This is a genomic window from Psychrosphaera sp. 1_MG-2023, assembly GCF_030548245.1.
GTDB classification, from domain to species: Bacteria; Pseudomonadota; Gammaproteobacteria; order Enterobacterales; family Alteromonadaceae; genus Psychrosphaera; species Psychrosphaera algicola.
In genome coordinates, this window is the sequence record NZ_JAUORW010000004.1 from 1 (window position 1) to 15,629 (window position 15,629).

The following is a 15,629-nucleotide window of genomic DNA, read 5'->3' on the forward strand; positions in this document are numbered from 1 at the left end:
GGGGCGGAGAGACTCGAACTCCCAACCATCGGTTTTGGAGACCGCTGTTCTACCAATTGGAACTACGCCCCTGCATCGAAGTCGGGCCAATTATACTGTTAGAAGCAAATACGTAAAGAAACTTTTTCAACTTTTTGACAATTTGTGGTTCAAGTGCTGATTTATTAGTCAGAAAAAGCAACCAGAAATAATTTCACGCTTAACTACCCCTTTCGTTTATAATCAGACAAACGTTTTAACCCGATAAATGATCCATATGACCATAGTGCCAAGAACAGCTCCAAACTATATTTGCCCTATTTGTTTAACACCATTACAAAAATCTGAAAACAGCCTTACGTGCGACAATGCTCATAATTTTGACTTTGCAAAAGAAGGTTATGTTAATTTACTGCCTGTGCAGCTTAAAAAATCGCTTAATCCAGGTGATGATAAAAACATGGTACTTGCACGCAGAGAATTTCTTACATCGGGTCATTACCAATTTTTAAGAGACAAAATTATTACGCTACTCACACAGTTTTCACCGTCGACCATTATCGATCTTGGTTGTGGTGAAGGTTATTATACAAATGAAATAGAAACCGCATTATCTGCCGAGGCCGTCTACGGTGTTGATATTTCAAAATCGGCTGTGAAATATGCTGCAAAGCGCAATAACAAGGTTCACTATAGTGTGGCAACCATCTCACACCTTCCTTTTGGGGACAAAACCACAAATGCGATTGTTAATGTATTTGCACCATTGGTCGCAACCGAGTGTCGCCGTATATTGGCAGAAGATGGAAAGATAATTAGAGTAACTCCCGGCCCGCGACATTTATGGCAACTCAAACAGTTTGTTTATGAAACCCCACAGCTTCATGACGAGCCAGAACCGCTAGGCGATTTTATCCTTATAGACCAAATTACAGTAACCGAAACACGCACAGTCAACAAACGAGACATCGAACACTTGTTATTAATGACACCATTTGGTTGGAAAATTCAACCTGATAAGTTGCAACAGTTAAAACAAAATGAAGAACTTAATATTGAGTTTGAATTTTTGATCGATACCTATCAATAAAACGTATATATCGGTCTAACCCAAAATAGGAATTTTTATGAAAACTAAATTACAAAATGTACTTGGAATTATATTGCTTTTAACATTTTCATTGTCGTCTATGGCGGACGATATCAAGGTTGGTGCCCTAGCCCCTGATTTTAAATTAGTCGGCAGTGACGGTAAGACTTACACCTTATCGGAATTTAAAGGCAAACAAAATGTCATTATCGCCTGGTTCCCTAAAGCTTTTACATCAGGCTGTACAATTGAGTGCAAATCTTTAGCTGACAACGGACATCTACTTAAAGAGTTTAATGTTAAGTATTTTATGGCAAGCACAGATGAAGTTGACGCGAATATGAAGTTTGCAAAAGAGTCGAGTGCCGACTTTCCACTGCTGAGTGACCCTAAAGGTGACGTAGCTGATGCTTATGGTGTGAGCTTTATGGGCTATGCTAAACGACATACATTTTATATCGACAAGGCTGGTAAAATTGTCATGATAGACAAGAATGTAAGACCAAGCTCTTCTGCAGAAGACATGGCTAAGTATATGAAAATGCTTAACTTTGAAAAATCAGCTTAAAAAAGTTGGCAATGTATGGGGATGTCGTACGTCATCCCCTATAATTTAAGCCTCATTAAAAATAATGCCAATGCATCACATTCGTCATATTACAGCGGATTGATGACCAACTCATATTCGTCCATTTGTACCCGCGACGGCCCTTTTGTACTATCCGTTAATAAAACTTTATCCGCGACATAAACAGTCACTTTAGGATATAATTTTTGGCAACTCTCGACTTTGACACTCGACATATACTCACGTCGTTTCTTTATAAGGGCTTTTCGTTGACCATTGTATTTATCTAATTTTTTTCCTAAAACAATCATTTTTTTCTGACACTCAGCTTTGACTGCTGGATCCATAACACTGTCATGTTTATTTTCTAAAGCATCAAATCGCTCTTTTATCGTATCTAACCACAGCGATATCTGCGCTTCTTTTTCGAGGAAAATGTCATAAGTGCGATTTAGACTTATATCGCAATGTACATTAGATTCAGTCCCTATAACACCCGCTGTTAAATGCTTACAAAGATTATAACGTCCACCAGAAATCTGCCCATTAGCAATATCTCCCTGACCGACAAACATCGCTTCGGCGTTAACATGGCAGTGTGAAACCTGGCGACTAATCGTCACTAAACCTTTAGCGGTAATTTCACATTGGTTCGCAAAAGCCAAATGAATATTCGCACCTGAACTTAATTTGCAATTATATTCATCTTCAACTTGTCGTCCCGACGCGCCAGACATTATAGTTAGATCACCACCGCATTTAATTGTTGAACACTCGACAAATCCACCAACGATAACATCACCTGTAGCAATGATCTTCATATCAGGTGCAACGTCGCCTTTTATTACGACACTGCCTTTAAATTTTACATTCCCCTGTTTAGGATCAAGCTGTTGATAAGAAATAACGTCATCTACTTCCATTACACGTCCGTTAAACCTAACCATTCCGGTCTTTCTTGCCACAAGAATACTGGCTTCTTTTGACGAGATTGCAGTGGAAGGACTAACCACAAGTTCTTGATCTTTTCCCGGTACAGGGAGCAGTTCTTCACCAAGGACGTTACGTCCAACTGTACCTTCGGTAAAAGGTATTTTTCGTAAAATTGCTTGGCCTTTACCTACCGTATTAATTTCTCCTAGATCTCGTAAATCTACACTTCCTTTTGCATTCTCTTTTGGACGTCGAACGGTTTCAGAGAAAATAGTTACAAGTGGCTTAAAGCGAGCATTTCTGCCGTCAACCGCGGGTTTACCAACAGCAACTTCAGAAATAACTACCTCTCCAGGCTCGGCTTCACGACACATTTTTAGTAATCGTTCGACTAAAGATGTTTTTAAACCAAATCGAATCCCTGCATCAACACAGGCTTGTTTCACCATTTCAAAGTTAATCGACTTCCCACCAATCGCATTGATTACTTCGGCTTCCGCAGACATTTCATCACGTGATACCGTTATTTGAATTTCGGCATTTGCAACTTTAGCTAAAGGGACTGTAATTGGAAGTGAGGTTTCGTTTTCCTCGAGCTGGCTTAACTCAAATTCACATTGCACCACAAAGTCTTCAACGACAGTGTCATCAATTGGTAATTTGCCATAAGATGATTGTCGAAGCGCATTAGCTACATCGTCGGCTGTAACCTTTCTCTCTCCGCCAGTTAACGTTACCGAAACCAGTAGATCATCATTTTTTGCTATAAAATCGATATGTTGCAAAACTACACCCTAAAAATGGAACTACATTAAGCTAGCAAAAACTAGGCCTGAATAAAACTGAAAATTTCTAATGTAACACTCTAATTTACATACCAAAATTTCCAGTTGCACCAGGAAACACTACTGGACTCTCCGTGCCATCTGCGGCAACACTTGCCACTCCAAAGAAATAATTATCAATAACAACATTTTTTAATACATAATTATTCACATTTCCAACAAAACGACTAAATTGCCATTGTGATGAATCTGTTAGTCGCCAATATATTTTGTATCCAATCAATTGTGGGTTGGTATCAGCATTGACCCTTTCCCAGGAAAATGTAGTATCTGGTTCTACAGCGCCTTTAATCGTAACCTTGTTAGGGGGTGTTGGGGCACTCGCCATTGATGCAAGAGAAACTGCATTTAATCCCGTTAATTTTGCTGCATAATCGAAATCCACTCCATCGATAGTATCACCATATGAAATGCCATTTTCAACACGGATATCTTGATGTTGTCTTTGGTAATTTTCGTTGGTTTCCATGATTCGAACAGCAGGAAAACCGACTTGATTAAATGGTCTGTGATGTCCACCGCGACCAAAACGGTCAAGACGATAAATCATCATCGTATCTAAATTAGGAATGTATATATCAGCAATTCTATCGATATAACGGGCCAAATTTCGGCTAGCAGAATCAACTTCGCCACCCGAAAATCGACGACTCCTTGCTTCACTGTCTGTTTCTGTTGCACGCGTACCTTCGGAGAAAATACGTGCTGTCGTATTATTAATGACGCCATTTACACCTTGAATGTTACCTATCATGTCATTGTTGAGCACAGCCTCAATATGCCAACCATCTTCAACGGCTTTTTTAGCCATGATTTTTCCGCCAAATAACCCCTGCTCTTCACCAGACAGTGCAGCATAAATTATGCTGCCATGGAACTGATACTTAGATAATACTCTGGCTGCTTCAATAGTACCTGCAACGCCCGATGCATTGTCATTTGCACCTGGTGAGTCATCGGTGAAATTCATCACATCAGAGATACGTGAGTCAATATCACCGGACATAACGACATAACGATTAGGATCGCTCGTCCCTTTTTGAATCGCGATGACACTAACAACTTCTGTCGCATTTGGGATGCGCTTTTCGCCGGATATAACTTCTGACTGGTAATACACAGTTAAACAACCGCCACATTCCGCCGAAATCTTATCAAACTCAGATTTAATCCAACGACGAGCCGCGCCGATACCGCGAGTTTTCGATTTTGTTTCTGATAGCGTATGCCTTGTCCCAAAACTGACAAGTTTTTTGATATCGGATTCAATTCGACTCGCTGAAATTTGCCCGGGAATTTGGGCCAATATCTGGTTTGCATTAAACCCAGCTTGATTTGTTTGAGATATGTCAGAGGCAACTGTGCTATGACTTAACATTACAGATGCTATTGCACCAAATACAAAAGATATCTTTGAGACCATTTTGTGTCCTAAAATTCAAATACAGCGAATATTGATGAGTGAACACTATACGCTTAAATCAACTTTAAAAAATAAGCCTTTTCCCTAAATAGGCGAATAACGCGTAAACATCGTTGAACATCAGTTTAATTGCGACGAATAGAGCGTCGAATTATCCCCCATACTATCGGCTCATCGCGGTCAAAACAATTGCATTGGTATTCATAAAACCGTCACTAGAAAACCCTCCGCAAACACCTTATGCTGAACTCGACTGACATTAATCTAAATTTTATTAAAGTGATAACCCAAATGAAAAAACGCATATTAGCGGCGAGTTCTGTATTATTTGTCGCTTTGGTATTACCGCCTTGGCTCCTTGGTTTTTCAATATTTCATCTTGGTCATGCCATTGAAGTTGCCACAAGCTTAAGTGCTAAACTCGCTTGTTCAGCGCGCTATGTCTCCTTATTTGAGCCAAAACAAATCGTTTCTGATCTAAGCACCTATTCGCCAGTGACAGAACTTGTTGAGCTAAACTACGCAGATGCTCCTAAAAAAGTCACGGCGAGTTTATTTGGTCTGTCAAAAGTAACCGCTGAATATCGTGAAGGTGCAGGGTGTACTTTGCGAGTCGATAACGATACACCGTTGCCCCCCGTCAAAATTCGTTCAGCGCACAGTAATCAAGATGCGCCTTGGCCTGCCGGTGTAAACACACCAGATGTCTCCAGTAAAATCCAACTATTGGCGCAGACTATTTTACAGCAAGACAATTCGAGTGGTCTTAATACTAGAGCGCTCGTTGTTATTAAAGACGGTAAACTGATTGCCGAAAGTTATGGCCAAGGAGTGACAAGCTCTACTCCACTACTCGGCTGGTCAATGGCTAAAAGTGTCACTGCAATGCTTGTTGGCGCAATGAATAAAATGTACTTAATACAGCTAAATCAAAACGGACTTTTTACTCAATGGCAAGATGATGACAGAGCCAATATCCAATTAAACCAATTGTTAACGATGACCAGTGGCTTAGGTTTTGACGAAACCTATGCGCCCGGAAGCGACGCGACGCACATGTTATTTACTGCACAAAGTGCGTCTGATGTTGCTATGCAAAGCAAGGTTCAAGAAAATATTGGACAACACTTTTATTATTCCTCTGGCACCACAAACTTATTAATGCGGTTAATCCACCAAACTTTAGGAAACAGTCCTACATCAGATCAGTTATTCCTGTCGCAAAAAATATTGGCCCCTGCTGGAATTCAAACTGCAGTATTTGAAACTGATTCGTCTGGTGTATTAGTAGGTAGCTCCTATTTGTACGCATCTGCCCGGGACTGGGCTAGGTTTGGTCTGATCATGCTGCAAAATGGTCGAATTAATAACAACCAAGTTCTTTCGTCGAAATGGGTCACCAAAGCCACTCAGCCCAACAGCAGTGAAAATGAAAAAGCTTATGGTTATCAATTTTGGCTTAATCGTGGCGATGCAACGCTACGCTGGCCCGAATTACCCGAAGACGCGTATGCAATGTTAGGAAATAGAAAACAATCGGTGATGATCATTCCATCAGAAAACGTCATATTCGTGAGACTCGGTTGGACTAGTGGCGAATATCCTATGGTTGATAATTATCGTAAACTACTAGATAAAATACAGACGATGGCAAATTAATTCAGCCTACCTCGTTTAACGGCGCATTAACTAATATTCAATCAGCCAATTTCGAAACACAAAAACGGGAACACAAGGTTCCCGTTTTTAAATTTCAAATAGTAAGTTGTCTGAGGTTTAAGGATTAAACCGAAAATGGGTAGGCAATGCCTTCATGACACTCGTAACCTTCAACCGTAAAGTCATCTAATGTTACCCAAGTTTCAATATCTTCTAGAGTTTTGATCTTAGGATTGATGATCAATTTAGGTGAAGCGAACGGCTCGCGTTTAAGTTGCACATCACGCATAAGCTCCAATTGGTCTTCATAAATATGCGCATTGACGATTTTATGATACGCCTGACCCGCCTTATTACCGGTGATTTGCGCTACCAATGCCAGTAAAACGTAAACTTGTATTTGATTAAAGTTTAGTCCCAGCGGGACGTCACACGAACGTTGGTAACTGGTTAAATATAAGGTATCACCCAATAGAGAAAACGTATGAGTATGCATACACGGACGTAAACAACCCATATGGAATTCTCCTGGATTATAAAACGACAGGATCTCTCCTCTGTCATCTATGCCTTTGCTCAGATCATCCACAAGCTTGCGCAATTGGTCTACTGTCCCGCCGTCTGGTTTTGCCCAGCCGCGACCTTGTACACCATATACGCGGCCCATGTCATCTTCACCCTTACGGTGAGGATTGTTTAACCATGCTTCGTTGTCATTCGCATTCGCATTCCAAGTATTACAGCCAATAGACCTAAAATCAGCTGCGTTATCAAATCCTTTCAAATAGCCCAACAATTCTGCAATCGCAGCTTTCCAATAACTTTTTCGAGTTGTGATCAGAGGAAATTGATTAGCTGCAACATCATAATTTAGTTCGGCATTAATCACCGTCAAACAACGTTTTCCAGTGCGTTCATTTTCAATCCACACGCCTTCATCAACGATACGTTGGCAGAGTTCAAGATACTGTTTCATTATTTCTCCACTAATTTATGCGGTTGCTTGAGACGCTTTATTTGCCGCTTGTTTAAATGCAATTGCCATCACAACCACGCCGGCCAACACCATAGGTAACGACAACCATTGGCCCATGGACATACCTAACGTAAGTAGCCCTAAATGATCGTCAGGTTGACGGAAATATTCGACAATAAAGCGGAAGCTACCGTATCCAATTAAGAATAAACCACCGACTGAACCAACAGCACGGGGCTTACGGCTGTACCAATAAACAATGGCAAACAATACAAACCCTTCTAAGAAAAACTCATAGAGTTGACTTGGGTGTCTTGGGTCTGGCCCAGCGCCAGGAAATACGATGCCCCATGGAACATCTGTGGTGCGGCCCCAAAGTTCGCCATTTAAGAAGTTACCTAATCGACCAGCACCTAACCCAAAAGGAACCAAAGGTGCGACAAAATCACCCACTTGGAATAACGTAACTTTAGTGCGTTTGGCAAAAATTAATAAAACGGCAATTACACCTAATAATCCCCCGTGGAATGACATTCCACCTTGGTGCATCATAAAGAGATAAGTTGGGTCTTCTAAAAATCGTTCAAATTGATAAAACATAACGTAGCCCAAACGGCCACCGAGCACAGCGCCCATAAATCCGTAGAATAATAAATCGCTGACCTGTTGTTCGGTAAATGGTGCGCGGCCACGGCGCACTTCTCGAATGGCTAAAAAGTAAGCAAAGCCAAGGCCAATTAAATACATCAATCCATACCAGCGGATAGCCAACGGCCCTAATGATACGATGATAGGGTCAATTTGAGGGAAAATAATAGGGTCTGTCAAAATAACTTCTCTTTAAATAAATTGTTCAACTAATAACTTGACCGAAACGATCACCATAAAAACTGCAAACACTTTTTTCAGCTGGACTTGATCTAAGCTTTGCCCAACTTTAACACCAAAAGGTGCAGCGAAATACGAAAACAATGTAATACATAACGCACTTGGCCAATGAATAAAGCCAATAAACTGGTCTGACTCAGTCCAATGCCAACCTGCTATTAAGTAGCCAGACGAACCAAACAAGGCCACCACCATGCTGCATAATGCTGCGGTGCCGATACTCTTGCGAATGCCAACACCAATATAGGTGAGATAAGGCACTAAAATTGCGCCCCCACCTAATCCTGCTAACGACGCCAAAAATCCAGTCAAACTGCCACCGAAAATAAGTTGTAGCTTTGATGGTACAACACCTTCCAAGTTCAATTTTTTTCCACTGCGAAACGTTTGCACAGATAAAATCATTAACATGATGGCAAATATTAAAGTTAACGTCTTACTGGCTAATAGCGCTGCGACATGGGAGGCAATAATTGAGGTTAACGCAGCGGCAACTACAACGGGTAACGCAAATCGAATGTCGACATTGCCTTTTTTGAAGTGACTTTTACTAGAAGAAAATGCGGTAACAATTACGGTCGCAAGTGACGTTGCTATCGCTAAAATTGCAACATTGTCTTCGTTGACCATAGGTAAGATAGGCAACAAATAAATAAGCACAGGAACAAGAACGATGCCACCGCCAATACCGAGCAGGCCAGCCAAAAATCCAGCCAGCATTCCCATAAAAGGTAAATAAATTAAAACTTCCAACGACTGCCCTATTACCCACCAGCTCGTAATATGCCAGCTGCACCGATGTTCAAAATATAACGGTTCACTCGAAATTTCACTTGGTCTGGACGTGTACAATCTAACGCGTCCTCAACCAAATCTTTCAACTCTTCAGAGTTTGATTTTTTAAGAACCCATTTAACTTTAAGTAAGTTTTGTGTATTCATACTTAATTGAGTAAAACCCATTCCCGTTAATAACATGGCACCACCAGGATCACCTGCGAGTTCGCCACAGACACTACACGGAATACCTATTTCGTTTGTGACATCGGCAATGGTCTTAATCGCATTCAATACCGTTGGATGATACGCATCATATAAATGCGCAACTTTGTCGTTATTGCGGTCAACGGCCAATAGATATTGAGTTAAGTCGTTGGTTCCTATTGAACAAAAGTCCACTAATCCTTTTAGTTGCTTTAACTGGTACAAGATTGAAGGAACTTCAATCATCACGCCAACTTTAGGTCTAGGCACCTGCGCTGCATGATCGGCTTCACGCAACTCTTCAGAAACTTCATTGTACGCTTGGTTAATTAATCGGTTTGATTCTTCTACTTCGCCAATATCAGAAATCATTGGCAACATAATATGCAAATTATTGGTAAAAACATTCGCCTTGATCATGGCTCTAATTTGCACTAAAAATATTTCAGGGTGATCGAGTGTCAATCGAATACCACGCCACCCCAAAAACGGATTGTCTTCAACTATTGGAAAATATGGCAACTGCTTGTCACCGCCAACATCGAGTGTTCGCATAACAACCGGTTTGCCTGAAAACTCACCTAACACATGTTGATAAAGTAATTGTTGTTCTTGCTCTGACGGAAAACGTTGGCGCATCATAAATGGGTATTCGGTACGATAGAGTCCAATACCTTCTATGTGTTCCTGCTCGGCGTATTCACCGTCAAATCCCATTCCCGAGTTAATAAATAACGAAACACGGTGGCCGTCGGCTGTACGAGCAACTTCATCAGCTTCTAACTTTAATAACTTAGTAAATTCGAGATCTTCTGATTCTAAATCTCGATATTCAGCGGTGATTGCATCGTTTGGAGAAATAACGATTTGCCCGTTATAACCGTCAACAATGATATCTACGCCGTCTAATTGCAATAAAGGTATGTCACGCAAGCCCATTACCGCAGGAATGCCTAGTGCACGAGCCATAATCGCGGCGTGCGAGTTTTCCGCACCTTTGATTGACACTATGCCTTTAATTTTTTCTCTTGGCACTTCCGCCAACATCGACGCGGTGACTTCTTCAGCGATCAGTATCGCTGAATCAGGCACAGGAAGTGACTTGCTTGATTCCGTCGTTAGATATTCAAGTAATCTGCGACCGAGATCTTTGACGTCAACAGCGCGTTCGCGAATATACGCATCTTCCATTTTCTCAAATTCAGATATGTATCGCTCAATCACTATTTTTAATGCGGATATTGCGCACCAACCATCTTTGATCTTACCAACAACTTCGTTGCCAAGACTGGCGGCGTCTAACATCTGTAAATAGATGTCAAAAATCGCTAACGCGTCGGCTGGTAAATGCGCAGACATGCGTTCAGACATATCAATAATGTCGGCACGAGTGGCTTCTACCGCTTCGTAAAATCGGCTTTTTTCGCCTTCGAAATCTTCTGATTTTTTAAGTGATACATCGGCAAGGTTGATGTTAGTTTGAACTAAAAATGAATGTCCAATCCCTACTCCTGTCGCCCCCGAAACCCCAGTCAGTACAAGACCAGAGGTATCCATTTCTAAGGACGTTAATTCAGATTTTAAACGTGCACTTACATTGGCAATATACGAAGCTAGCTGCGCTGAGAGCGTAACAAGAAAAGCTTCTTCGTCTTGGTCAAAAAACCGGACTTTGGATTGCTGAATCGTAATTACACCGAGTACAACACGTCGGTGAATAATAGGCACACCTAAAAATGCTGAAAATATCTCTTCCTGCACATCCGGATAGTTTTTGAATCGTGGATGACGCTGCGCATTATGCACTTTAATTGGCACTTCACGTTGAGCAACCCAACCGGTTAGTCCTTCGTCAAAACGCATGGTGGTTTTATCAATCGCTAAAGGATTAAGGCCATCTGTTGCTTTAAGTCGTAAAAGGCTTTGGTCGGCTTCAGCCAAATAGATAGAACAACACTCAGTACCGAGGCACGTTTTAATGTCGGCAACAAGCGACGCTAGAGCCACATCTAATGAGGGCTCTTGCGCAAAGGAGTGGGCAATTCGTCTGAGGTCACCTAACATAAAGTCTTTTTTCAGCGCTGATTTTGCTGTTTATTCCTATTAAATTGTTTCTTGTGGCCCCTGCGTTTCTGCCGATTACTCGACGGCATATTACCAAACGAGTCACCTCGATTTGTATTAGGCCTGCCACTTGGCATCACGACGGGCGCAAATTCCTTCATTACGCGGCGATAAACGTCACGTTTAAATGAAACAACATTCCTTATTGGATACCAATAACTTACCCAACGCCAATCATCAAACTCTGGATGAGAGGTCTTTAATAAATCTACATCGGATTCTTTGCAACGAAGGCGCAGTAAAAACCATTTCTGCTTTTGTCCAATACAGACTGGAGCACTATCACGTCTAATCAACCTTTTAGGCAGTCTATAACGTAACCAGTTTTTGGTCACCGCCAAAATTTCAACGTCTTCTGGTTTTAACCCTACTTCTTCTTCCAACTCACGAAACATTGTCTGTTCTGCAGTTTCGCCTTCATCTATGCCACCTTGCGGATATTGCCAAGAATGCTGACCAAACCGCCTAGCCCAGAAAACCTGACCTTTGTGGTTGCAAATCACGATGCCAACATTGGGACGAAACCCTTCGGCATCAATCACAGTTTCACCTGCTTTAATTTTTCTATATGACCTGATTCTTCCATAAAGCGGAAAGTATCGCAAACCTTAATTAATACTGGCTTAATTAAGTGATAATTCAGATAATATTAATGAACAACAATTACCCATTTATGAAATGACGGCATTTAATGATAACGATACAAGCTCCTAAAACACTTGAACAATTAATGCACAGAATGGATCTCATTGCGGGACTTACCATTGCGGATATTGCTGAAGAGCTGCAAGTAAAAATGCCGGAAAACCTGCAAACCGAAAAAGGCTGGGTTGGTCAGTTGGTGGAAGCTTATTTAGGCGCAACCGCGGGGAATTTACCGGAACCGGATTTCCAGCATTTAGGGATTGAACTTAAAACCATTCCAATTTCTCGAACAGGCGCCCCGCTAGAAACCACTTACGTTTGCGTTGCACCGCTGTCACCAGCGCTAGGGGAACAATGGCGTACCTCGTTAGTTTACAAAAAACTGGCCCATGTATTGTGGGTGCCAATAATCGCCGAGCGCTCAATTCCATTAAAAGATCGTCAAATTGCCATGCCATTTTTGTGGCAAATGACACCAGAACAAGAACAAATATTAAAAACCGATTGGGGTGAGCTAACGGACCTCATTGTACTGGGTAAACATGATGAAATTACGGCAAAACTAGGTGAAGCTTTGCAACTAAGGCCAAAAGCAGCTGACAGTTCTGTTCGCAGTGCGGGGGTCGACCGAGAAGGCAACCCAACGTATGCGCCGCCAAAAGGGTTTTATATTCGAACCAGTTTTACCAAGTCGTTATTGCGCCAACAATTTGATTTAGAGATTTGATATGCCACTAGAGTTAAGTGTAGAAAAACAGGTTTGGCAATGGCTTGATTCCATCGTAATCGACCTAAACCTTTGTCCTTTTGCTAAAAAACCACGAACAAATAACCAAATTAAAGTGACGGTATGTGGCGCCCGAAAAGACAAAGCAGTATTAAATCAGTTCCAGCAAGAATTGAGATTTTTAACCGACACCGACCCTAACCTAACGGATACAACCTTATTTGTTGTCCCAGATCATTTATATGATTTTTATGACTACCTGGACTTTCTCGACAAAGCTCAGCAGTTGTTAGTATCTATGCACCTTGAAGGGGTATTGCAACTCGCGAGTTTCCATCCAGATTACGTTTTTGATGGGGTTGAGGAAGATAGCAGAGAGAATTACACGAATCGCGCGCCCTTTCCTATCATCCATATTTTACGAGAAGCGACGTTAACTCGGCTCGTGGAAAAATACCCCAACCCAGAACAGATCCCTGAAAACAATATTGATACTTTGAACCGACTTACAGAACCGCAATTTCAAAACCTATTTCAGGATAAAACCTGACCATCATTTTTTGTCAGGTAAAAAAAGAGTGTCCGCGGACACTCTTTTCAAACGACTAGTATTTTAGACGTTTAATATGAGCTGCATGAGCCTTTTTCAAAATGACCATTGCTTATCTCAGCAACGGTGCTTGTGACGTAAATATTGTAATAACCTAAGTTATCACCGGACCCTACCGCAATGGCGTACCCATAATAATTTACCGCACGGCCTGCCATTACATGGCTATAGTTACTCGAAGTATATTCTGTACACGAATAGTCACCGTTTGGCGTTGCATCACATACGTTGCCTAATCCGTCACTATCATTATCTGCTTGGTCACTATTGGCCATATTGGGGCAATTGTCTAAGCTATCTGCGATGCCATCGCTGTCAGAGTCTGTTGATCCACCATTAGGTGTTGCATCACATACATTGCCTAAGCCATCATTGTCGTTGTCAGCTTGATCACTATTTGCCATGTTTGGGCAGTTATCAAGATTGTCATCGATACCGTCATTATCACTATCTATAGGCCCTGTTTGCGCTGAGCATGCCTGGTTTTGTCCCTTACAACTTGGTGCACTATCGGCGACCCAATTACACTGAGTTGAACCTGCTTGATATTCGCGCATCGTAAAATCGTTAGTGCCAAACTCTAGATAACAGGCCGAGTAACCATATCCCCAGGTTATATGACCTTCCGCGATGTGATAATTGTAATCCCCTGTTTTTCCAGCATCTATTGTAAAGCTTACCTGTACTGTAGACGATAAAGACGTGCTGTCGGTTGCGGTAACATTTGCAGTTTGCGTCCCACCGGATAACCCACATTGCTCGACATTAAATTGATTACTATTGACTGTGGCTACCTTAACGCCATTTGTAAAACTTGCTTCAACTGATGACAAGTTTTGGTTTTGATCTAGTACCGAACCTGAAATGGTTGCACATTGACCACTTACCGCTACAGTGACGTCAGACATTTGTGGTGCTGTCGCTGGAGGCTCAGGTCCAACCCGAGTTGTAATCGAAACTGTGTCTCCTGTTTTTGCTAAATCGTCCGTGGCACGAACTTCAATTAAATATAAACCATCACTTAAGGTTGTAGAATCTGCAGAGAAATAACCGTTATTAGTTGCAGCTGTCGTGTTTATTGTCGCAACTGCAGTAGGTGTTGTAGTTGAAACATCGGTAATGACGATTTCAACATTGGTGACACTACTATCGTCATCTATAGCATTTCCTGAAATAGCTAAGACGTTATTGTTGTCTACTGCATTTAATACTGTGATGACAGGCCCCGAATTACGATCCACACGTTGGTTATTGTCACTAAAATACTGCCCTAGATAAGATGCAAAGTTAATACTATTAGATGCAATATAGTCCCCTGAAGCACCAGCGCCACCAGACCAAGAATGATCTAAACCATCAAACCACACCATCGCAACTCGATTACCAGTCCATAAAGTTTCAGATGCAGTATGGCCTGTACCATCCGAAATAGTTGTACTGCCAGACAATTGTGAAACACCATAAACATTGGCGTAACCATTGGCATTTTGTTGGTTATAACAGGTGTCAACTGTAGTGTCTGCCGTGCCGTGACCGACCACTGCTATTTGAGTATCAAGATGTGCCGAGTAAGACCCTGCATAACTTTCACAACGTGATTTAAAGGTGGTTGGAGTCACCACTTCACAATTGTTTAACGCACCGTTAGAACTTGTGCCTAGGGTGGGTCCCGCGCTTGGTGCCACTCCCGCAAATACATCAGGTGCCACACAACCGGCTTGTTGGGTAAATGCACCACCGGAACTCAAACCAGCAAGGTATACCTGATTTGCATCTATATTTCGAGATGCGTCACCGCTCATTGCATTTGCCAGGTTAATCAAATTTTTATAATCACCTGAAGTTCGATTTTTAGCGCCTTGCCAATACGACCAACAACTGTAACCGGCTTTATTCATCGCATCGGGAACTGCGACCACCATGCCATGTTGTTCTGCCGCGTCTTCAAGTTGCGCAGTTAAGTAATTATTAATAGGTTGCACACATCCATGAAGTACAATCAGTAGAGACTTGCCCACACCAATTGCAGAAGAAGAGTCAGGAGTATAAATATGGACATTGTTAAAACCACCAATATTGACATTTTGCTGCCAGCTTCCAGCATTAACTGAAGTAGCAAAAAAGAGGCTCACGAGGAGGAAAAAACCATATATTTTATTTATTATTATCATTATTTCAC

General features: G+C 41.6%; 13 protein-coding genes. 5 read left to right on the forward strand and 8 right to left on the reverse strand.

What is annotated here, in order from left to right; genetic code table 11:
* Window positions 1–256 precede the first annotated feature (256 nt).
* Complete coding sequence (locus Q4575_RS04265) at window positions 257–1,069, forward strand: putative RNA methyltransferase (protein ID WP_303521410.1); 813 nt, start codon at window positions 257–259, stop codon at window positions 1,067–1,069.
* A gap of 37 nt (window positions 1,070–1,106) precedes the next feature.
* Entirely contained in the window at window positions 1,107–1,637 is a 531-nt protein-coding gene (locus Q4575_RS04270; protein WP_215964378.1) for a peroxiredoxin, read from the forward strand.
* 89 nt (window positions 1,638–1,726) lie between these two features.
* On the opposite strand, the gene Q4575_RS04275 is transcribed toward Q4575_RS04270, so the two are convergent.
* Window positions 1,727–3,355 carry a DUF342 domain-containing protein gene (locus tag Q4575_RS04275; protein WP_303521412.1) on the reverse strand — a complete coding sequence of 543 codons (1,629 nt, stop codon included), beginning with the start codon at window positions 3,353–3,355 and terminating at the stop codon, window positions 1,727–1,729.
* Window positions 3,356–3,440: 85 nt separating this feature from the next.
* Window positions 3,441–4,838 (reverse strand): M28 family metallopeptidase, encoded by a 1,398-nt coding sequence (locus Q4575_RS04280; RefSeq protein WP_303521414.1) that lies wholly within the window; start codon window positions 4,836–4,838, stop codon window positions 3,441–3,443.
* Between the two features lie 291 nt (window positions 4,839–5,129).
* On the opposite strand from Q4575_RS04280, the gene Q4575_RS04285 reads away from it, so the two are divergent.
* Window positions 5,130–6,497: a serine hydrolase gene (locus tag Q4575_RS04285; RefSeq protein ID WP_303521416.1), complete on the forward strand. Its 1,368-nt coding sequence runs from the start codon at window positions 5,130–5,132 to the stop codon at window positions 6,495–6,497.
* A gap of 124 nt (window positions 6,498–6,621) precedes the next feature.
* On the opposite strand, the gene Q4575_RS04290 is transcribed toward Q4575_RS04285, so the two are convergent.
* From Q4575_RS04290 to rppH, 5 genes are read right to left on the reverse strand one after another with little or no spacing between them, the layout of a single operon-like run.
* The gene (locus Q4575_RS04290; protein ID WP_215964374.1) at window positions 6,622–7,473 is read right to left on the reverse strand and encodes a thymidylate synthase; all 852 of its coding nucleotides are present in this window, start codon (window positions 7,471–7,473) and stop codon (window positions 6,622–6,624) included.
* Window positions 7,474–7,488: 15 nt separating this feature from the next.
* Window positions 7,489–8,301, reverse strand: a complete 813-nt coding sequence (gene lgt, locus Q4575_RS04295) for a prolipoprotein diacylglyceryl transferase (protein ID WP_215964373.1) — start codon at window positions 8,299–8,301, stop codon at window positions 7,489–7,491.
* Window positions 8,302–8,313: 12 nt separating this feature from the next.
* Window positions 8,314–9,114, reverse strand: a complete 801-nt coding sequence (locus tag Q4575_RS04300) for a sulfite exporter TauE/SafE family protein (protein WP_303521419.1) — start codon at window positions 9,112–9,114, stop codon at window positions 8,314–8,316.
* Window positions 9,115–9,125: 11 nt separating this feature from the next.
* Window positions 9,126–11,408 carry a phosphoenolpyruvate--protein phosphotransferase gene (gene ptsP / locus Q4575_RS04305; RefSeq protein ID WP_215964371.1) on the reverse strand — a complete coding sequence of 761 codons (2,283 nt, stop codon included), beginning with the start codon at window positions 11,406–11,408 and terminating at the stop codon, window positions 9,126–9,128.
* Window positions 11,409–11,419: 11 nt separating this feature from the next.
* On the reverse strand, window positions 11,420–12,010 hold the full coding sequence (gene rppH, locus Q4575_RS04310; protein ID WP_215964370.1) for an RNA pyrophosphohydrolase: 591 nt from the start codon (window positions 12,008–12,010) through the stop codon (window positions 11,420–11,422).
* Between the two features lie 149 nt (window positions 12,011–12,159).
* Here rppH and mutH point away from each other — a divergent pair, with 149 nt between their 5' ends.
* Both mutH and Q4575_RS04320 read left to right on the forward strand, forming a co-directional pair.
* A complete protein-coding gene (mutH, locus tag Q4575_RS04315; RefSeq protein WP_215964369.1) occupies window positions 12,160–12,840 on the forward strand; it encodes a DNA mismatch repair endonuclease MutH in 681 nt (226 codons plus the stop codon).
* Window position 12,841: 1 nt separating this feature from the next.
* Window positions 12,842–13,390 (forward strand): DUF1415 domain-containing protein, encoded by a 549-nt coding sequence (locus Q4575_RS04320; RefSeq protein WP_303521421.1) that lies wholly within the window; start codon window positions 12,842–12,844, stop codon window positions 13,388–13,390.
* Window positions 13,391–13,461: 71 nt separating this feature from the next.
* On the opposite strand, the gene Q4575_RS04325 is transcribed toward Q4575_RS04320, so the two are convergent.
* Complete coding sequence (locus Q4575_RS04325; RefSeq protein WP_303521422.1) at window positions 13,462–15,621, reverse strand: PHB depolymerase family esterase; 2,160 nt, start codon at window positions 15,619–15,621, stop codon at window positions 13,462–13,464.
* Between the last annotated feature and the right edge of the window lie 8 nt (window positions 15,622–15,629).